This is a genomic window from Frankia sp. EI5c (genome assembly GCF_001636565.1).
In the GTDB taxonomy this organism is placed as follows: domain Bacteria; phylum Actinomycetota; class Actinomycetes; order Frankiales; family Frankiaceae; genus Parafrankia.
Map to the genome: position 1 here is coordinate 16286 of NZ_LRTK01000005.1, position 18578 is coordinate 34863.

Below are 18578 nucleotides of genomic sequence, written 5' to 3' on the forward strand. Positions count from 1 at the left end.
CGGATCAGGTGACGTCGCCGTGCGTGCTGTCCGCCGGTGACGGGCCGGCAGCACCGGCAACCAGGGTGTCGCCCGGTGCGGCCCCACCCGCGCTGACATCCGCCCCCTGCTCGGCGACCCGCGCCGGACCGGCTCCACGACCGCTCCGGGTGTCGTCGAAGTCGAGCGGTGAGGCCTCGTCGTCCGCCAGGTCCGCGTACGGCGAGGTGTCGCCCCGGCGAGTCTTGCGCCGGTCGTTGACCCACCCGATGACCAGCGCCACCTCGNAGAGAACGACCATGGGCAGGCCCAGGGCCAGCATGGTGAAGGGGTCCTGGCTCGGCGTGACGATCGCCGCGAAGACGAACACGAGGAAGATCTCGGCCCGCCGCCAGGAGCGCAGCTTGGCGGTGGAGACCAGGCCGGCGAGGTTCAGCATCGTGACGATCAGGGGCACTTCGAACGAGAGCCCGAAGACCAGCAGCATCGCGATGACGTAACTCAGGTACTTGTTTCCGTCGAGAACGCTGACGAGGCCGTCGCCGCCGAAACCGAGCAGCAGGTTGAGGCCGGTCTCCAGCGTGAAGTAGGCCATGAGGCCGCCCACGGCGAACAGCACGAGCGAGGCGCAGACGAAGGTCAGCGACCAGCGGCGCTCGTGCCGGTGCAGCCCGGGAGTGATGAACGCCCACAGCTGGTAGAGCCAGACCGGCGCCGAGAAGACCATCCCGGACAGCATCGAGATCTTGAGCCGGATGGTGAAGGCGTCGAGGATGCCGAAGAAGTAGAGCTTGCAGGACTCGTCGGGCTTACCGAAGTCACCGCGTTTGTCGGCGGGCAGCGAGCAGTAGGGATCTATGAGCCACTGGAAGATGTGTGGCTCGAAGATGAAACAGACGATCGACGCGACGGCGAAGGCGGCCAGCGCCTTCGCCATGCGGTTCCGCAGCTCGCGCAGGTGCTCGGTGAGGGGCATCTTGCTGTCCTCGACCGTGCGAGTGCGCCGCTGCTGCACCGACGAGGCGAGCGTGCGCGGCGTTGGCAACCGTGGCACGGGCTGAGGCTCCTGCTCGGTGAAGACGATGAATTCTGACGGGCGGACGCGTTCGGCACCCGCGGCAGGGCCCACACCTACGCACTGCCCCGCTCGGACACGATGGCCGGCACGTTCACCGAGGCCAGCGTGACCGAATCGGGAACACAGAACGCGGACCCGCCAAACCGGCGCCAGGGCTGACCAGCGAGATCGGCCCGACCGGGACGGCGACCCGGACCTTCGGACCGGTCAGCGCCGCTCGGCGTCAACCGGAGCGGCGCCGTTGACCGAGGGGCTCGGCGCGGCGGCGGGACGGCTCTCGATCGGGAGCGGCGTGACGGGCTGCGCGGCCGGAGCCGGAGCGGGAGCAGCGGCGTTGGCGGACAGATCATCCTCGCGCAGGCCCTTTGTCTCCGCCTTGAAGATGCGCAGCGAGCGACCAAAGGAACGAGCCGCGTCCGGAAGCTTCTTCGAGCCGAAGAGCACCAGCACTACCAGCGCGATGATAATGATCTCGGTCGTGCCCAGGTTTGGCATGGCAGTCGTCCTCCAGTTACCGGTGCGGTCAACAGACCGGTGCCGCTCGATCAACAGACCGGTGCGGCTCGATGCTACGTCGGCCAGCCTAGGAAGGTATAGACAGTATCCGGGTATCCCTCACGTGACTTGTTGGCAACGCGCAGATGATGAGCTGTCTCACCGGCACTTTCCGCTGCGGTCCGGGTCGGGGTCTCAACCGCCCGGGAACGCTCCGACCACGGATTTTCTGGCCTGACGCCCCCGCTGACCTGGTCGTCCNGCCACGGGCCCGGTCACCGGGGAGATCGGTCACCCGCGGCGACCACCGCCCACCGCCACGGGTCGGTCGCTCCGATCACTCACCCGGCCCGGCTGGCGAGCCGCTCGGTCACCTGGGTGGAGTCCAGGCGCTCGGCGAGTTCCGTCACCCTGATTCCGAGCTCGGCGGCCCGGTCCTTCAGCTCGACAGCGGCGGACCTCGTCAGGCGGACCTGCTTCCACAGCCTCAGCGCGGCCAGCACCAGCACGGCGAGGGACCCGAAGATCAGCATCAGATGAGCGAGCAGAAGAGGCACACCGATCACCCTACGAGTTCGTCGGGATAGCCGGCGAGCGCCCNGCCCGCCAGCTCGTGCACGCTCGCCGCCACCGAGGCCGGCTCCACCCCGCGCACCAGCTCCCCCAGACCCAGCACCAGACGGTTCAGCCAGGCCAGGTCNGCCACGCGGAGCGCGACCGAGACCCNCCCGTCNGGCAGGTCACGCACGTCCGAGACCGGGTAGTAGTCGACCACCCAGCGGGCCCGCGGGTCGAGGTCGAGCCGGACCGGTACGGCATCCGGACCGGGTCGATACACCCCGTCGTCGGTGTCCCGCGGCGTCGCGTCCGGCGGTGGCTGGGCGGGGATGTCCAGCACGTCCACCCCGTCCCGGCCGTCGATCCGATCGAGGCGGAACAGCCGTACGGCCGCCGCCCGGTGGCACCAGCCCTCGAGATACCAGTAGCCACCGCGCACCAGCACCCGCATCGGATCGACGTCCCGCTCGGTCATCTCGTCACGGGCCCAGACCAGGTAGCGCAGGCGTACCCGGCGGCGCTCCCGGATCGCCTCCTGCAACCGGGCGAGGACCTCGTCGTGCGGGTCGAGCGCGACGCGGACATGGCGGGCCGACTCGTGGCCGACGGCGTCCTCGACCTTGCGCACCGCGCGGTCGAGCGCCTCCCGGCCGGTCAGCCCCGGCACATCGGTCAGCGCCCGGGCCGCGACGAGCAGCGCCATGGCCTCGTCCGCGGACAGCCGCAGCGGGCGGTCCAGGGTCTGCGGGTCGACCACGGTGACCCGGTCGCCGGAGTAGCTCACATCGATCAGGTCCCCGGGGGCGCCGCCCGGCAGCCCACAGACGAACAGCAGGTCCAGGTCAGCCCGAAGCTCCCGGACGGTGATGCCGAACTCCGCCGCCGCCTCGTCCAGCGACACCCCGGGATGCGCCCGCAGCCAGGGCACCAACGCCAGTAGCCGACTGAAACGGTCCGCTGACCCGCTCACCGGGGCCGGCTTCCCGCCAACGCCTCGCCCGGCGCCGTCGCCAGCAGGGTGGCGCGCAGCCGGCGCACCACCTCACGGCGCAGGTCCGGTGGCTCCAGGACCGTCACGTCCGGGCCGTAGCCGACCACCCAGCGCGCGAAGCGCTCCAGGTCGGAGAAGTCGACCCGCAGCAGGTCGCAGTCCGGGTGCCCGCCGCTGGGCGCCTGCGCCGACTCGCCCGGCGCGGCCGCCGCGGCCGGCCGACCCAGCCGGCCCGCGTCAGCCGGTTGGCCCGGGCGGCCTGGGTCGACGGGACGCGCATGGCGGCGTAGCGCGTGCCCGCAGCCACGCCGCACCCGCAGCACCGCGGTGCGGGTCGGTTCGGCGGGCTCCGTCGAGGAGACCATCGCCCGCAGGTCCACATCGGGCGGAACGGTGAACGCGCCGGTGGGGCCGACCGCGCGGACCGGGCCGGTCACCCGCGACAGCCGGAACACCCGGGACGCTCCCCGGTGCAGGTCATGACCGACCAGGTACCACCGCCCGCGCCAGGACAGCACACCCCACGGCTGCAGGTGTCGCTCGGTGTCCTCGGTCTGGCCCGGACGCCGGTAGGGAAAACGCACCTCCCGCCGGCTCTGGACGGCGGCGAGCGCGGCCTCGAACGCCGGCTCGGTCGCGTCGACCCGCGGCTCGAAACCGTCGAAACCGCCGAAACCGCCGCCGGACGAGGACGAGGCCGCCAGCGGATCGGGCCCGCCCAGCGCGACCGGGCGCACCGGAGCCCCGGCGGCGGCCAGCTTGCGCAGGGCACTCGCCGCCGGCGCGGCGAGAGTCTCGTTGGACCACAGCGAGGCCGCCAGGGCCAGGGCCGCGAACTCGTCCTGCTCCAGCGAGATCTCGCCGAGCGCGTAGTCGCCGCGGGGAATGCGATAGCCCAGCTCGTCACTGAACGCGGAATCGGAGCCGGTCTCGACCGGGATGCCGAGTTCGCGCAGGTACTGCTTGTCCCGCTCGAACATCCGGCGGAACGCCTCCCTGGCCTCCTCGGACTCCCCCGGCTCGTAGCCCTCCACCATGGCCCCGATCTGGGACACGCTGAGGAAACGCGATGTCGCCATGAGGCACATCGTCAGGTTGAGCAGACGCTCCAGCCGTCGGCGGGACACAGCTGATCAGGCTAGTCGCACTCGGCGTGACGCCGGCAACCGGCCGGCGGGTGTCGCGGCGCGATCCCGCGGACCACGCCGCCCACCGGGCAGCCGCCGAGCCATGTCGACGAGGCCTCAGAGCGCCCCGGCGGTGGAGTCCCCCGTACCCGCCGAGCCGCCGCCTTCGGGCTGCCCGGAACCGCTGCCGTCGGCAGCCACCGACAGCAGGTCGACGACGAAGACCAGCGAGTCGTCCGCCAGGATCGTCGGCGGCTGGCCGCCCATCGGGCCGTAGCCGAGGTCGGGCGGGATCACGATGAGCCGCCGCCCGCCCTCCTTCATCCCACTGATGCCCTGACCGAAGCCGGTCACCGTCCGCAGCAGCGGGAAGGTGTCGGGTTCGCCCCGGTCCCAGCTGGCGTCGAACTGCTTGCCGGACTTCCAGATCGTCCCGACGTACTGGATGGTCACGGTGCTGGTATCGCTGGCCGTGGCTCCATCGCCGGTCACCAGGTCCTTGACGACGAGCTCGGACGGCGCCGCGCCCTTGCCCGCCGCCGCGACCGGCTTACGCGTCAGGTCGGTGGCGTTCTCCACCGCCGGCGGACCGCCCGCGCGCGCGGCCTCCAGGGCGGCCGTCGGCACCGGGGCGACCGCCGTGCCGTCGGGCGCGTCCGACGAGCTGCACGCGGCGAACGGCACCAGGAGTGCGGCGGGCAGGACGATTCCGGCCACCAGGCCGCGACGGCGACGGGCGGGGAGGCCACGGGAGAAACAGGTCACGGAAGCTGAGATCCTCTGTTTGCGCGCGGCGCCGCCACGGCGACCGAAGCCGGGCCGCGGAGTCGGCGCAACGCTCTGACGAGCTGGCTGCATGTGTCAGACGACTGTAGAGGACCACACCACGGACACCGGTGAGCCGGCGCCCGTAGCGCCCCGTACCTACATGCTCGCGATCAGCTTGTCGACGCGGTCGTCCACCGAGCGGAACGGGTCCTTGCACAGCACGGTGCGCTGGGCCTGGTCGTTGAGCTTCNGGTGAACCCAGTCCACCGTGAAGTCGCGCCGCTTCTCCTGCGCCCGCTTGATGAACTCCCCGCGCAACCGCGCGCGGGTGGTCTGCGGCGGCACCGACTTGGCCTCGAAGATGTCCAGGTCGCGGGAGACCCGCTCCACCAGGCCGGCGCGTTCCATCCGGTAGTACAGCCCGCGGCCGCGGTGGATGTCGTGGTACTTCAGGTCCAGCTCGGCGACCCGCGGCGAGGCGAGCGAGAGCCCGTGCCGGTGCCGGAACCGGTCGATCAGCACGTACTTCGTCACCCAGTCGATCTCCCGGGCGACCAGCTCCAGGTCCTCGGTCTCGATCGCCAGCAGGGTGCGGCCCCACAGGTCGAGCACCCGCTTCGCGACGGCGTCCCCGCCGCGGCGCTCGACGAACTCGACGGCCTTCGCGTAGTACTCGCGCTGGATGTCGAGCGCGCTCACCTCACGGCCGTTGGCGAGCTTGATCCGGCGCTGGCAGGTCATGTCGTGCGACACCTCGCGGATGGCCCGGATCGGGTTCTCCAGCGACATGTCCNGCAGCACCACCCCGGCCTCGATCATGCGCAGCACGAGGTCGGTCGAGCCCAGCTTGAGCAGCATCGTCGTCTCGCTCATGTTCGAGTCACCGACGATGACGTGCAGGCGGCGGAACCGCTCCGCATCGGCGTGCGGCTCGTCGCGCGTGTTGATGATCGGCCGCGAGCGGGTGGTCGCCGAGGACACCGACTCCCAGATGTGCTCGGCGCGCTGGGAGATGCAGTAGACCGCCCCGCGGGGAGTCTGCAGCACCTTCCCCGCCCCGCAGAGGATCTGCCGGCTCACCAGGAACGGCACCAGCACGTCCGCCAGCCGGCTGAACTCCCCGTGCCGGCCCACGAGGTAGTTCTCGTGGCAGCCATAGCTGTTCCNGGCCGAGTCGGTGTTGTTCTTGAACAGGTGGATGTCGCCGGCGATGCCCTCTTCGCGCAGCCGGCGCNCCGCCTCGACGAGCAGGCCCTCAAGGATGCGCTCGCCGGCCTTGTCGTGGGTCACCAGATCGGGCACGGAATCGCACTCGGGAGTCGCGTACTCCGGGTGGCTTCCGACGTCCAGGTAGAGCCGCGCCCCGTTTTTCAGGAACACATTGCTGCTACGGCCCCAGGACACGACACGGCGGAAAAGGTAACGGGCCACCTCGTCCGGCGACAGCCTGCGCTGCCCCCGGAACACACAGGTGACGCCGTACTCGTTTTCCAGACCGAAGATGCGGCGATCCACGTCACCGACCCTATGCTCGAAAGCCCTCCTCGCGTGGCGGGACGCCGCGGCTGATCTCGAGTCCACCCTCTTGGGGGCGAACGATCCGCCCGGTTCGCGGCATCGCCCCCGCATCCGGGGCGGGGCCATCCGCCGCGCGGTCGGCACCGGCGCCCCGGTCAGCGGCGGAAGCGACATCCTGGACACCGCCGGTGGACGTTCCGCCGACCGGCGCGCCGTCGACCCGAGCGGTCGCATCGGGCGCCGGTCGCGCCGCGGGCACCGCGGGCACCGCCGGCCCGGCAGGCACCGCCGGCCCGGCAGGATCGACGGCCAACCCAGGGCCGCCGGCCGCCTCGCCCGCCGCCCGCTCCCGGCCGAGCAGGACGAACGCGATCCCCATGACCGCCCAGATCGCGAGCACCGCGGCGGCTCGGCCACCACCGGCTCCGTCGAAGTACAGCGTGGACCGCACCAGGGTCACGCCCGCCCCGGGCGGCAGCAGCTGACCGAGCGCGCCCCACGGTCTGGGCAGCATCTCCGGCGCGGAGGACGCCCCGGACAGAGCCACACCCACCACCGTGCCCNCGACGGCGGCGACGAGACCTCGGCCCCCGGCCACAGCTCCCAGCCCGGTCACCGGCGCCGTCGCCGCGGCCAGCACCACCACCAGCACGACCGCGCAGCGCAGGAAGTTGTCGGGCAGGACGTCGAGCCCACCGCTCATCGCCAGGGTGCCCACCACGCCACCGACGATCATGAAGGCGGCCAGGCCCACCAGGCGCTCCTGCCTCGTTCGGACCAGCCGGGCCAGCAGTACGCCCGCCGCGGCCGCGAGCAGCACCAGCGGCAGGTAGGCCGCCGACACGCCGCCCCCCTGCCGGTCCGCCACCGCGTTCGGGACGACGTCGACCACGGGGATGCGAAGGTCGGGGAACGTCATGGCCATGCCACGCACGAGGGCCTCGGCGACCGCCGGGCTCGCCGCGGAGGCCAGCCGCAGCGACAGCCCGTCGGCGGTGAATATGAAGGCCGCGTAGGCCTCGCGATGCCGCAGCGCCCGGTCGGCGGCGGCGACATCACCGACCACCTGGATGTCCAGGGCATCGGGCGACATCCGCTCCACCTCGCCGGCGAACGCCTTGGCCGCCGGTTCCGGGCCCGCGACGACTACCGGAAGCCCACGCGGACGCACGGAGGTGACCGTCGAGCCGTAGAGGCAGACAACCAGGCCGAGCAGGACGGCCATCGGCACGGCGATCTTCGCCACCCGGCCGAACTCGGGCTTCCGGTGGCCCACGGGCACGCCCTCACCCGGGTCGGCGGAACCGGCCGGCCCGCCCGGCCGGTTGCCGCCGGCAGGCCCGCGCAGCCCGACCCGCCCGGAAAGCCCGACGCGCCCGCTGGAGCCGGCCTGCCGGGCGGACCCCTTGGACCCGGCGGACCCGGCGGCCTTCGCACGCTGGAGGGCCTTCACGCCCGCGCCCGTCCGCCGGTGTGGCCATCGTCCGCGTTCCGACGTCAACACCATCCACCCCTCCACAAGAACAACCACTAGTCGTATCCGACCAGATACCGATTGCGACTGCCGGGTAGCGTCGCGCAGGTCGGGCCAGTGGGACGGGGTGGGGCGCCGCGCGGCGTGTCCGGGTGGGACCAGGGCAGAACCGTGAACATGTGCCCGGATGCATTGCCCGGCCGGCGGGGAAAGATGGCCGTCATGACAGCCGAGGCAAACGAGAAGCAGCACCGCCACCTGCGGACCGAGGTGTCAGCCCGGGACCGCACCCCGGCCACCGTGATCGCCCCCGCCGCCGACGACCCGCCGCGCGGCGGAATCGTGGTGATCCAGGATGCCCGCGGGATCACCCCCTACCTGCTTTCCGTCTGCTACGACCTGGTGGACGCGGGCTATCTCACGATCGCCCCGCACCTCTACCACCGCGACGGCCTCGCCGAGGTCGACCCCACCGACTCGTGGGCCGGCGCGATCCCGCAGATGGGCACACTGACCGGTGACGGCATCCACGCCGACGTGAACGACTGCCTCGACCACCTCTCCGACGCCGGCCTCGGCACCGCGCAGACCGCCGTCATCGGCTTCTGCATGGGCGGGACGGTGGCCCTGGCCACCGCCGCCCGGCGCCCCCTGGCAGCGGCCGTCTCGTACTACGGCGGAGCGGTCAGTTCCCCGGCCTGGCCAGGTGTGCCGCCGCTCCTCGATCTCGCACCAGCCCTCCAGAGCCCCTGGCTGGGCCTGTACGGCGAGGAGGACAGCATGATCACCATGGCCGACATCACCGACCTGCGCGCCGCGGCCGCCCGATCGGGCCAGCCGACGGAACTGGTCACCTACCCCGGCGCGGGCCACGCCTTCCACAGCCACGACCGGCCCGCCGTCCACCGTCCCGAGGCCGCCGCCGACGCCTGGCGGCGCACCCTCGCGTTCCTGGACAGGCACGTGGGCGCAGCCTGAGCGGCCAGCCAGCCAGGCCGGTGCGGCGGGGTCAGGCCAGCGGACACCTGGCCCCGCCGCACCGGGAAAACCACTTGGTGGCCCCGCGCCGACCCGGTAATCTCCCGCGCGTCGACTCAGGACGCCGGACGGTCCGGCGTCCCCCGACACAGCCCACACCCACCCCGAACTCCGCGAGACACCGCGGACGGAACCCACGGAGAGGTGGCCATGGCCACGCGGACTGTGCCCGTTTCAGGCGACTCACTCCGTCCCGTCCGCAGGGCCTCCCGCTGACCGCCCTCCCCTCGCCGCCCGGGCATCCCCGGGCCGCGCCTCAGGGGGCGCGCCAACCGTGANGCCCCGACCCAAGGGTCTCCACAGTGTCTTCTGCGTCTTCTGCGCGATCGTCTTCTCCCGAGCAGCTTCCCGGTCCCACCTCAACCGACGGGACCAGCCCGGCCTCCGGGCACCACGAACTCAGGCACCACGAACTCGGCCACGACGGGCTCAGGCAGTATGGGCTCAGGCACTATGGCTGGAGCGACGACGATGACGCGGCGTTCACGTCCCGCCGACGCGCCGGGCTGGTACCCGCCCGCGTGCTGCGCCGCGACCGGCACCGCTGTGACCTGATCACCGAGCAGGGACCGGGCGCCGCCGGGCTCGCACCGGGGCCCGTCTCCGACCCCGAGCATGCCCCCTGCACAGGTGACTGGGTGGCACTGGCACCCGTCAGCTCCCGAGCACCGGCCACCGCGTCGCCAGGCACACCGCCAGGCACACCGGAACCGGCCGGCATCCAGGCAGAGCCGGTCATCGTCGAGGTNCTCACGCGCCGGACAGCACTCGTCCGATCCGGGGCCTCACGCCGCTCCACCGGGCAGGTTCTCGCGGCGAACATCGACCTCGTCCTGGTCGTCGCCGCCATCACCGAATCGCCCAGACCGGCCCGCCTGGAGCGGCTGATCGCCCTCGCCTGGGAGAGCGGAGCGACTCCGCTCCTGGTCCTGACCAAGGCGGATGCAGCTCCCTCCGCGGACCCCGCCCACCTCGACCCTTCGTGGCAGGCGGCGGTGGAGGCAGTCGCGACCGGCATACGGACGTTGACGGTCAGCGCACGGAGCGGTCTCGGCCTGGAAGGACTGCGCGGTGAGCTGGCCGGGGCCTCGGCGGTCGAAAGCGCTCCGATCGGGAGCGCTCCGATCGGGAGGTCTTCGGCCGGCCGATCCGCCGTTCTCGTCGGGCCGTCAGGGGTCGGGAAGTCGACACTCGTCAACGCCCTGCTCGGCACCGACCGACTCGCCGTCGGAGCCGTCCGCGGCACCGACGGCAAGGGGAGGCACACCACCGTCCGCCGTGAACTGGTCGCCCTGCCCTCCGGAGGAGTACTGATCGACACACCGGGCATCCGCGGCATCGGGCTGTGGGGCTCGGGTGACGGAGTCGACTCAGCCTTCGCCGAGATCACCGATCTCGCGGCCGGCTGCCACTTCACCGACTGCGAGCACCGCACGGAGCCCGGCTGCGCGGTGCTCGCCGCGGTGGAGGACGGCTCGCTGCCGGCCCGGCGACTGACGAGCTACCGAAAACTACAGCGCGAAAGCGCCTGGATGCGGTCCCGCGAGGACGCCCGACTGGCGGCCGAGGAACGCGCCCGATGGAAGAGCATCCACCGGGAACAGCGCCGGATGTACGCAGACCGCCAACGGCACGGCGGGCGACGGTGACGGCCCTCGCGCGATAGCGCGATCGGTGGCCTCCGCCCCGCCCGAAAGGCAGGCGGAGGCCACAGATCACCCGGAAACCGCCACCGGGGAGATCCCCGGAGAACCGCACCGACGCCGGCGGGGTGCGGGCCTCGGATCAGGAGGCCGACGGGGCCGTCTCGGTGAGCAGGTTCTCGAGCTGGGCACCCACGATCCGCTTGAACAGCCGCCGGGCCCGACCACGGTCGAGCATCGCGACCTCGAGATTGGCGGCCGTCAGGGTGCGTTCCCCGTTCTGCGCCGTCGCCGGCGGCGCGCCGGCCGTCAGCGCCGACACGGCGACCCGCAGCGCGGTCGCGAGCGGCTGCCCCTCGGTGTGGTGCTCCCGCAGGGAGGCCATCACCTGCTCGGACTGCCCGCCGATCGCGATGAAGCCCCGCTCGTCCGCGATCGAGCCGTCATAGGTCAGCCGGAAGATCTGGTCCTCCGCGGCGGACTGCCCGACCTCGGCGACAACGATCTCGACCTCGTAGGGCTTGATGCTCTCAGTGAAGATCGCACCCAGGGTCTGGGCGTAGGCGTTCGCGAGCGCCCGGCTCGTGACATCGCGCCGGTCGTACATGTAGCCCCGGGTGTCCATGATGCGAATACCCGCGGTACGGAGGTTCTCGAACTCGTTGTACTTCCCCACCGCGGCGAACCCGATGCGGTCGTACATCTCACTGACCTTGTGCAGCGTCGTCGAGGGGTTCTCCGCGACGAAGAGAATCCCGTCGGCGTAGGTCAGGACGACCACACTCCGGCCACGGGCGATGCCCTTGCGCGCGTACTCGGACTTGTCCCGGACCTGCTGTTCGGGACTCGCGTAGCCGAACGGCATGGTCACGTCAGCCTCCTGGGTTCTGCGCGCGGCCGGCGATGATCGAATCGATCACCGGCGCGACCTCGTCATCGGTGAGGCGACGGTATCCGTCCGCGGTCACCGAGGCGACGATCGGGTACAGCTTGCGGATGAGATCGGGACCACCGGTCGCCGAGTCGTCGTCCGCGGCGTCGTAGAGAGCCTCGACGCTGATGCGGATGGCGTCGGCTTCGCTGTGATCCGGCCGGAACCGCTTCTTGAGCGAGCCCTTGGCAAAGATCGAACCCGACCCGATCGACTCGTAGGTCCGCTCCTCGGACTTCGCCGCCGCGACGTCGTAGGAGAAGATCCGCCCCTGGCCGGTCTCCGTGTCGTAACCGGCGAACAGCGGGATGACCGCGAGGCCCTGCATGGCCATGGGCAGGTTCCCCTTCACCATGAACGCCAGGCGGTTCGCCTTCGCGTCCAGGCTCAGGGTGGAGCCCTCGATCTTCTCGTAGTGCTCCAGCTCGACCTGGAACAGCCGGATCAGCTCGGCACCCACGCCCGCCGTGCCGGCATACCCGACGCAGGAGAACTCGTCCGCGTGTTGGACCTTCTCGACGTCCCGTTGCGCGATCATGTGGCCCTGTGTGGCACGGCGGTCGCCGGCCATGATCACGCCACCGGGAAAGGTCACGGCCACGATGGTGGTGCCGTGAGCCGCGTCGGTCACCGGAGCGGGCAACGGGCCCCGGGCGCCTGGCAGCAGGTCCGGGGCCGCCACGGACAGGAAATCGGTGAACGACGACGTTCCCGGTGTCATGAACACAGCCGGTAGACGCCCGACTCCCGTTGGATCAGGCACGCATCCCCCTTCAGATAGTCGCTATGGCCCGGCGGCGTGGGATGGCCCTGACAGCCCAGCCCGACGCCGCGGGTGACGCACAACATGCCACGTGTTGCCAATGCCACGCGTTGCCACGCGCCGGACCGGTGGGGCGAGCCCGGCCCCCGCCCGGCCTGGCGGAGCCCTACCACATGCCGGTAGGGCGGCCCTGGCCGGGCGCGGCCCAGGTCGCCGGGCCGGCCCCCGCGGCTGGTTCGTACCGCCACGGCCCAGCCGGGCCGATTCGCCCGGCCGAACCAGCCGCGGAGCCGGCAGAACCTACTGGCCGCCCTTCTGGACGTATCCCTTCACGAACTCCTCGGCGTTCTCCTCGAGAACGTCGTCGATTTCGTCCAGGAGGGAGTCGACGTCCTCCGAGAGCTTCTCGTGCCTTTCCTTGAGATCCGAGGCGCCAGATTCCTCGACCTCGGCCTCGCCGGTCTCGTCGTTGCGGCGGCCGGTGCGCTGCTGCCCGCCTCCGGTGTCCCTCTGGGCCATGGGAGCCTCCTTCGATCGCCTGGGGCGACACTATCCCGCTCCGCCGACTACTTCCGGTGGACCGGTGCGAGGTCCACTCCATCACGAACCCGCGACCACGTCGCGGCGTCCGCCGAGGGCGCAAAACACGCAGGTCCGCCAGGGCGTCACCACCCGCTGCCGAGCAAACCGCCACCGGCGCGCGCCCAGCCGGAAAACCGCCCGTANGGCGGAGATATGTCAGTTTCCCGACAGGGCGTCCACCAGATCGGAAGCGGTCTCGCAGCGGGCGAGCAGTGCGCCCACATGGGCCTTGGTACCGCGCAGCGGCTCCAGGGTCGGCACCCGCTGCAGCGAGTCACGACCGATGTCGAAGATGACCGAGTCCCAGGACGCGGCCGCCACCTGCTGCGGGTACTGCGCCAGGCAGCGACCGCGGAAGTAGGCCCTGGTGTCCTCGGGCGGCTCGGTCATCGCCCTGACGACCTCGTCCTCGCTCAGGAGCAGATCGAAGCGCCCGCGCTCCACCAGCCGGTTGTACAGGCCCTTCTCCGGCCGCACATCGTGGTACTGCAGGTCGACGAGCTGCAGCCGAGGCGAGTCCCNGCCGAGCGCGTCGCGGGAGCGGTAGCCCTCCAGGATCGCCAGCTTCGCCACCCAGTCCAGCTCGCGGGAGCAGGTCATCGGGTCGACCTCAAGGCGGCCGAGCACCGACTCCCACCGGGAGAGCACGTCGGCGGTCTGCGAGTCGACGTCCGCCCCGAACCTGTCCTCGACGAACTTGCGGGCCTGCTCGAAGTACTCCATCTGCAGCTGGACGGCGGTCATCCGCCGGCCGTCCCGCAGCGTCAGCAGGTACCGCAGCGACGGGTCGTGCGAGATCGCCCGCAACGTGGCGACCGGCGCGTCAACCGAGAGGTCGACGTCGAGCCAGCCCTCCTCGATCATGGCGAGCACCAGCGCCGTCGTCCCCACCTTGAGGTAGGTGGAGATCTCGCTCATGTTGGCGTCCCCGATGATCACATGGAGTCGCCGGTACTTCTCCGGGTCGGCATGCGGCTCGTCCCGGGTGTTGATGATGGGGCGCTTGAGGGTGGTCTCCAGGCCGACCTCGACCTCGAAGAAGTCCGAGCGCTGGCTGATCTGGAAGCCGGACTCCCGCCCGTCCACCCCGATCCCCACCCGGCCGGCACCACAGAACACCTGACGGGACACGAAGAACGGCGTCAGATGCCGCACGATCTCACCGAAGGGTGTCGCCCGGGCCATGAGGTAGTTCTCATGACAGCCGTAGGAGACACCCTTGTTGTCGGTGTTGTTCTTGTAGAGGTTGACCGGCAGCGTGCCGGGGACGGAGAGTGCCCGCCGGGCCGCCTCGGCCATGACCCGCTCACCGGCCTTGTCCCACAGGACGATGTCACGCGGGTTCGTCACCTCGGGAGTGGAGAACTCCGGGTGGGCGTGGTCCACGTAGAAACGGGCCCCGTTGGTCAGGATGACGTTGGCCAGGCCCAGGTCGTCCTCGTTCGCGGGCGCGCCTGGATCGACCGCCGGCTCCCGGGGTAGTTCGAAGCCGCGGGCGTCCCGCAGGGGTGACTCCTCCTCGAAGTCCCACCTGGCACGACTGCCCCCGGTCGCGGCCCTGTTGGCGTAGGAGTTCACCACCAACGACGAAGCCAGCATCTGGTTTGTGTTGGCCTGACCGGGCACGGACACGCCGTACTCGGTCTCAGTCCCCATGATCCGCCGCACGCTCACACTGCAAGCGTAGGTGCTGGCGGGCCACCGGGTCGGCCGGACGCCACGCTTGGTCGTTCCGACCCATCCGCCCGAATGCTTCCGTCCGGGGTCGGCAGGGACCGACCGGGCCCCCGGCGCCAAGCCGGGGAGGCCGTTCCGGAGTGCGGGCATTGCCCTGACCAGCCCGAATCGATGATCATTTTTCTCCCGGACTTTCGTCAACATAGTTGACTATCTTCATCGGGACGATGGGCGCGGACAGGCTCCGACGAGCCGCCCGGAGACACCGTCAGACGACCGACGACGCCCGGAGACGGCGCGGCGGCCGTCTCGTCGTGACGAGACGGCCGCCGCGTGCGTCCGCAGGCGGGGCCCGACGCCGGGCCCCGCTCCGGACTACAGGTACTGACCGGTGTTCGCGATGGTGTCGATGGAGCGCCCGGCCTCGGTGCCCTTCGTTCCGGTGACGAGCGTGCGGATGTAGACGATCCGCTCGCCCTTCTTGCCGGAGATCCGGGCCCAGTCGTCCGGGTTCGTGGTGTTGGGCAGGTCCTCGTTCTCCTTGAACTCATCCATGCACGCCGTCAGGAGGTGCTGCATGCGCAGGCCCCGGACGCCGGCCTCGATGAGGTCCTTGACCGCCATCTTCTTCGCCCGAGCCACGATGTTCTCGATCATCGCGCCCGAGTTGAAGTCCTTGAAGTACAGGACCTCCTTGTCACCGTTGGCGTAGGTGACCTCGAGGAAGCGGTTCTCGTCGCTCTCGGCGTACATCCGCTCGACAACCCGCTGGATCATGCCCTGGCAGGTCGCCTCCCGGTTGCCACCGTGCTCGGCGAGATCGTCGGCGTGCAGTGGGAGCTCGGGCAGGACGTACTTGGCGAAGATGTCCTTGGCCGCCTCGGCGTCGGGGCGCTCCACCTTGATCTTCACGTCCAGCCGGCCCGGCCGCAGGATCGCCGGGTCGATCATGTCCTCCCGGTTGGACGCGCCGATCACGATCACGTTCTCCAGCTGCTCGACGCCGTCGATCTCGCTGAGCAGCTGCNGGACGATCGTGTTCTCCACGTCCGAGGAGACACCCGAGCCACGGGTCCGGAAGATCGAGTCCATCTCGTCGAAGAACACGATCACCGGCATCCCCTCGGACGCCTTCTCCCGCGCCCGCTGGAACACCAGCCGGATCTGCCGTTCTGTCTCGCCGACGTACTTGTTGAGCAGCTCCGGACCCTTGATGTTGAGGAAGAAGGCCCGGCCGGAGCCCTGGCCAGTCTGTGCCTCGACCTTCTTGGCCAGGGAGTTCGCCACCGCCTTGGCGATCAGCGTCTTGCCACAGCCGGGCGGGCCGTACAGCAGCACGCCCTTCGGTGGCTTGAGCTGATGCTCCAGGAACAGCTCCTTGTAGAGGAACGGCAGCTCGACGGCGTCGCGGATCGACTCGATCTGACCCTTGAGCCCACCGATCTGCTCGTACCCGATGTCGGGCACCTCCTCGAGGACCAGCTCCTCGACCTCGGACTTCGGGATCCGCTCGAAGGCGAAGCCCGACCGAGGCTCGATCAGCAGCGAGTCACCCGCCCGGATCGGCCCGTCGAGGAGTGGCTGGGCCAGCATGACGACCCGTTCCTCGTCGGTATGGCCGATCACCAGCGCCCGGTCACCGCTCTCGAGGACCTCCTTGAGCAGGACGATCTCGCCCTGCCGCTCGAACGCGCGGATCTCCACGACGTTGAGCGCCTCGTTGAGCATGACCTCCTGACCGGGCTGCAGGAGCTTGATGTCGACGTTCGGCGACACCGTCACCCGGAGCTTTCTGCCCTGAGTGAACACGTCGACCGTGCCGTCGTCGTAGCCATGGATGAAGACGCCGTACCCACTCGGCGGTTGCGCGAGTCGGTCGACCTCCTCCTTCAGCGAGATGATCTGGTCACGCGCCTCCCGAAGGGTGGCGACGAGCCTGTCATTCTGGCCGGTGGCGGTCTGTAGCTCCGCCTGTGCCTGCGCCAGTCGCTCCTCCNGGACACGTACCTGTCGGGGCGATTCAGACAGTCTCCGTCGCAGCATGGCCACTTCTTCCTCCAGGAAGGTGACCTGAGTCGTGAGTTCGTGTACTTCCTTCTCGTACGCCGACCGTTGCGAATCGGCGTCACCAGGACGACCCGTGCTCCCACCGGAGCCAGAGCCCGAACGGGGACCGGACACCGCGCCTCCACCTCCCCCGTGCCGACCGGGACGCACCCAACACTACCGTTGTGAGAGCCGCTGGCAGGCCGGTCGCGCGATGACGACCCGGCTTTGCCGTAAACAGCGGGTTACGGTGCCATGGTGACAGAAGATCGGAGCCCTGTGGCAACACCAACGAAGCCGGGCGATTTGCCTGGTCTCCGGGTCCGCATCGATCAGGACTCCTGCACTGGCGACGGTCTGTGCGTCCAGTATGCACCGTCCGTGTTCGAGTTCGACATCGACGGCCTCGCGTACGTCAAGAACTCCGACGGCGAGCTCCGGACCGAGCCGGGAACCCACGTGCCGGTGCCGCTGCCGCTGCTCACCGAGGTCCGTGACGCCGCCGAGCAGTGCCCGGGCACCTGCATCTACATCGAGAACGCGGACGGCACCCTGGTGGCGGGCGGCCCCCAGGAATAGCCGAGGCCTGTTGCTGGCGATGGCTGGCAGACGTCACGCGGCAGACCTCTCCGCCCGCCGCGCCGGGTAAACCGGCTCGGCGGACCCGCACCGCGGCCCGGCGGGTGGCTACCCCACCCGCCGGGCGGCTACCCGTGCGCCCCGGCTACACCGCCGGAGCGCCCTCGCCCCCCACGCCGGTGGGCGTGTCCGTGGCAGTGTCCTCGGCAGCGGCCGGGTAGGAGCCCTTGGCGGGCCGGCGCCGCCGCGGCGGGGCGGTCACGCCCTCGGCCAGCCGGCGGGCGGTGACCAGGAAGCCGGTGTGCCCGACCATCCGGTGGCCCGGGCGCACCGCGAGGCCCTCGACGTGCCAGTCCCGCATCATCGACTCCCAGGCCGCGGGCTCGGCGAACGCGCCGTGTTCCCGCATCGCCTCGACCGTCCTGGACAACTGGGTGGTGGTGGCTACGTAGGCGCACACGACGCCACCGGGTATGAGTGCCTCGGCGGCCACGGCGAGCACTTCCCAGGGGGCGAGCATGTCGAGGATCACCCGATCCATCCCCCGTTCGGCCGATTCGGCCAGATCCCCCACCCGGAGGGTGTGGGCCGGGTGTGGCCCGCCGAAGAACGCCTCGACGTTCCGGCGTGCCACCTCGGCGAAGTCCGGCCGGCGCTCGTAGGAGACGAGGCGGCCGGCATCACCGACGGCGCGCAGCAGGGCACAGGACAGCGCGCCCGACCCGGCCCCCGCCTCCAGGACTCGCGCGCCCGGGAAGACGTCCGCGTACATGACGATCTGGGCCGCGTCCTTCGGGTACACCACCGTGGCGCCACGCGGCATCGACAGGACGAAATCCGCCAGCAGCGGGCGCAGCGCGAGGTAGTCGGTACCCCCGGTGCTGCGGACGACGATGCCCTCCGGCTGCCCCAGAAGGTCGTCGTGCGGGATCGCGCCGCGATGGGTGTGGAACTGCCTGCCGGGCTCCAGGAGCACCGTGTGGCGCCGGCCCTTCGGGTCGGTCAGCTGGACGCGGTCGCCTTTGGTGAACCGCCCGCGCCGGCGCGCGGCGCCCGTCGGGCCCAGCCCGGCGGCGATCTCGCCCAGATCGGGCGGGATCTCACCCAGATCGGGCTGGCTCGCCCCGGCCTCGGACTGGCTCTCCCCGAGACGGGGCTGGCTCTCCGGAGTCTCCGGAGCGGTGTCCGCGGCCTCCGGGGCGGCGTCCGGGGTGTCCAGGACCTCCGGGGCGGCGTCCGCGGTGCCCAGAGCCTCCGGGGCGGCGTCCGCGGTGCCCAGAGCCTCCGGGGCATGGGTGCCGAGCGCGACCGCGTGCGGCGTGGTCGGGTCA

Annotated in this window: 13 protein-coding genes and 12 pseudogenes; 3 read left to right on the plus strand and 22 right to left on the minus strand. The window is 70.9% G+C overall.

The window, feature by feature from the left end:
* Positions 1-4: 4 nt before the first annotated feature.
* The 13 genes and pseudogenes from UG55_RS31155 to UG55_RS31190 form a co-directional block, all read right to left on the minus strand.
* Positions 5-266: pseudogene (locus UG55_RS31155) on the minus strand (twin-arginine translocase subunit TatC); the annotation flags it as partial.
* A gap of 1 nt (position 267) precedes the next feature.
* Positions 268-1033 (minus strand): annotated as a pseudogene (gene tatC / locus UG55_RS01735) (twin-arginine translocase subunit TatC); the annotation flags it as partial.
* A 231-nt stretch (positions 1034-1264) separates the two neighbouring features.
* Positions 1265-1552, minus strand: a complete 288-nt coding sequence (gene tatA, locus UG55_RS01740; RefSeq protein WP_066061836.1) for a Sec-independent protein translocase subunit TatA — start codon at positions 1550-1552, stop codon at positions 1265-1267.
* A gap of 341 nt (positions 1553-1893) precedes the next feature.
* On the minus strand, positions 1894-2109 hold the full coding sequence (locus tag UG55_RS01745; protein ID WP_242423592.1) for a hypothetical protein: 216 nt from the start codon (positions 2107-2109) through the stop codon (positions 1894-1896).
* Positions 2110-2153: 44 nt separating this feature from the next.
* Positions 2154-2252: pseudogene (locus tag UG55_RS31160) on the minus strand (WYL domain-containing protein); the annotation flags it as partial.
* A 34-nt stretch (positions 2253-2286) separates the two neighbouring features.
* Positions 2287-3080, minus strand: a pseudogene (locus UG55_RS01750) (WYL domain-containing protein); the annotation flags it as partial.
* The gene (locus UG55_RS01755) at positions 3077-4189 is read right to left on the minus strand and encodes a helix-turn-helix transcriptional regulator (RefSeq protein WP_396230786.1); all 1113 of its coding nucleotides are present in this window, start codon (positions 4187-4189) and stop codon (positions 3077-3079) included. The pseudogene UG55_RS01750 and the gene UG55_RS01755, both read right to left, overlap by 4 nt.
* A gap of 156 nt (positions 4190-4345) precedes the next feature.
* The gene (locus tag UG55_RS01760; protein ID WP_066061848.1) at positions 4346-4993 is read right to left on the minus strand and encodes an FKBP-type peptidyl-prolyl cis-trans isomerase; all 648 of its coding nucleotides are present in this window, start codon (positions 4991-4993) and stop codon (positions 4346-4348) included.
* Positions 4994-5152: 159 nt separating this feature from the next.
* A partial coding sequence (locus tag UG55_RS31170; RefSeq protein WP_242423661.1) for a hypothetical protein occupies positions 5153-5246 on the minus strand: 94 nt, incomplete at its 5' end.
* 1 nt (position 5247) lies between these two features.
* Positions 5248-5789 (minus strand): annotated as a pseudogene (locus UG55_RS31175) (proteasome accessory factor PafA2 family protein); the annotation flags it as partial.
* Position 5790: 1 nt separating this feature from the next.
* Positions 5791-6162 (minus strand): annotated as a pseudogene (locus UG55_RS31180) (proteasome accessory factor PafA2 family protein); the annotation flags it as partial.
* Position 6163: 1 nt separating this feature from the next.
* A pseudogene (locus UG55_RS31185) lies at positions 6164-6230 on the minus strand (hypothetical protein); the annotation flags it as partial.
* A 1-nt stretch (position 6231) separates the two neighbouring features.
* Positions 6232-6511: pseudogene (locus tag UG55_RS31190) on the minus strand (proteasome accessory factor PafA2 family protein); the annotation flags it as partial.
* A gap of 1690 nt (positions 6512-8201) precedes the next feature.
* Here UG55_RS31190 and UG55_RS01775 point away from each other — a divergent pair.
* Entirely contained in the window at positions 8202-8966 is a 765-nt protein-coding gene (locus UG55_RS01775) for a dienelactone hydrolase family protein (RefSeq protein ID WP_066061853.1), read from the plus strand.
* 809 nt (positions 8967-9775) lie between these two features.
* Positions 9776-10675 (plus strand): annotated as a pseudogene (gene rsgA / locus UG55_RS01780) (ribosome small subunit-dependent GTPase A); the annotation flags it as partial.
* Between the two features lie 136 nt (positions 10676-10811).
* Here the strand turns inward: rsgA and prcA are convergent.
* From prcA to UG55_RS31210, 8 genes and pseudogenes are all read right to left on the minus strand, one after another.
* Entirely contained in the window at positions 10812-11540 is a 729-nt protein-coding gene (prcA, locus tag UG55_RS01785; protein ID WP_066061859.1) for a proteasome subunit alpha, read from the minus strand.
* Between the two features lies 1 nt (position 11541).
* Complete coding sequence (gene prcB, locus UG55_RS01790; protein WP_242423594.1) at positions 11542-12363, minus strand: proteasome subunit beta; 822 nt, start codon at positions 12361-12363, stop codon at positions 11542-11544.
* Positions 12364-12663: 300 nt separating this feature from the next.
* A complete protein-coding gene (locus UG55_RS01795) occupies positions 12664-12882 on the minus strand; it encodes a ubiquitin-like protein Pup (RefSeq protein WP_066061865.1) in 219 nt (72 codons plus the stop codon).
* 219 nt (positions 12883-13101) lie between these two features.
* Positions 13102-13466, minus strand: a 365-nt coding sequence (locus tag UG55_RS31195; protein WP_242423595.1) for a proteasome accessory factor PafA2 family protein, incomplete at its 5' end; no start/stop codon positions are given.
* A gap of 1 nt (position 13467) precedes the next feature.
* Positions 13468-14619, minus strand: a pseudogene (gene dop, locus UG55_RS01800) (depupylase/deamidase Dop); the annotation flags it as partial.
* A gap of 378 nt (positions 14620-14997) precedes the next feature.
* The coding region (locus UG55_RS31200) for an AAA family ATPase (protein WP_242423596.1) at positions 14998-15649 on the minus strand (652 nt) is incomplete at its 5' end.
* A 1-nt stretch (position 15650) separates the two neighbouring features.
* Positions 15651-16618: pseudogene (locus tag UG55_RS31205) on the minus strand (AAA family ATPase); the annotation flags it as partial.
* A 1-nt stretch (position 16619) separates the two neighbouring features.
* Positions 16620-16803, minus strand: a pseudogene (locus tag UG55_RS31210) (proteasome ATPase); the annotation flags it as partial.
* A 120-nt stretch (positions 16804-16923) separates the two neighbouring features.
* On the opposite strand from UG55_RS31210, the gene UG55_RS45085 reads away from it, so the two are divergent.
* Entirely contained in the window at positions 16924-17247 is a 324-nt protein-coding gene (locus tag UG55_RS45085; RefSeq protein WP_066061871.1) for a ferredoxin, read from the plus strand.
* Between the two features lie 145 nt (positions 17248-17392).
* Here UG55_RS45085 and UG55_RS01815 read toward each other — a convergent pair whose 3' ends face one another.
* On the minus strand, positions 17393-18223 hold the full coding sequence (locus tag UG55_RS01815) for a tRNA (adenine-N1)-methyltransferase (RefSeq protein WP_396230787.1): 831 nt from the start codon (positions 18221-18223) through the stop codon (positions 17393-17395).
* Positions 18224-18578 lie beyond the last annotated feature (355 nt).

Excerpts from the sequence above, each read along its gene's own strand:
- tatA (WP_066061836.1), bottom strand. The coding sequence starts at position 1,552 with ATGCCAAACCTGGGCACGACCGAGATCATTATCATCGCGCTGGTAGTG.
- UG55_RS01755 (WP_396230786.1), bottom strand. The coding sequence starts at position 4,189 with ATGTGCCTCATGGCGACATCGCGTTTCCTCAGCGTGTCCCAGATCGGG.
- UG55_RS01775 (WP_066061853.1), top strand. The coding sequence starts at position 8,202 with ATGGCCGTCATGACAGCCGAGGCAAACGAGAAGCAGCACCGCCACCTG.
- UG55_RS01795 (WP_066061865.1), bottom strand. The coding sequence starts at position 12,882 with ATGGCCCAGAGGGACACCGGAGGCGGGCAGCAGCGCACCGGCCGCCGC.
- UG55_RS45085 (WP_066061871.1), top strand. The coding sequence starts at position 16,924 with ATGGTGACAGAAGATCGGAGCCCTGTGGCAACACCAACGAAGCCGGGC.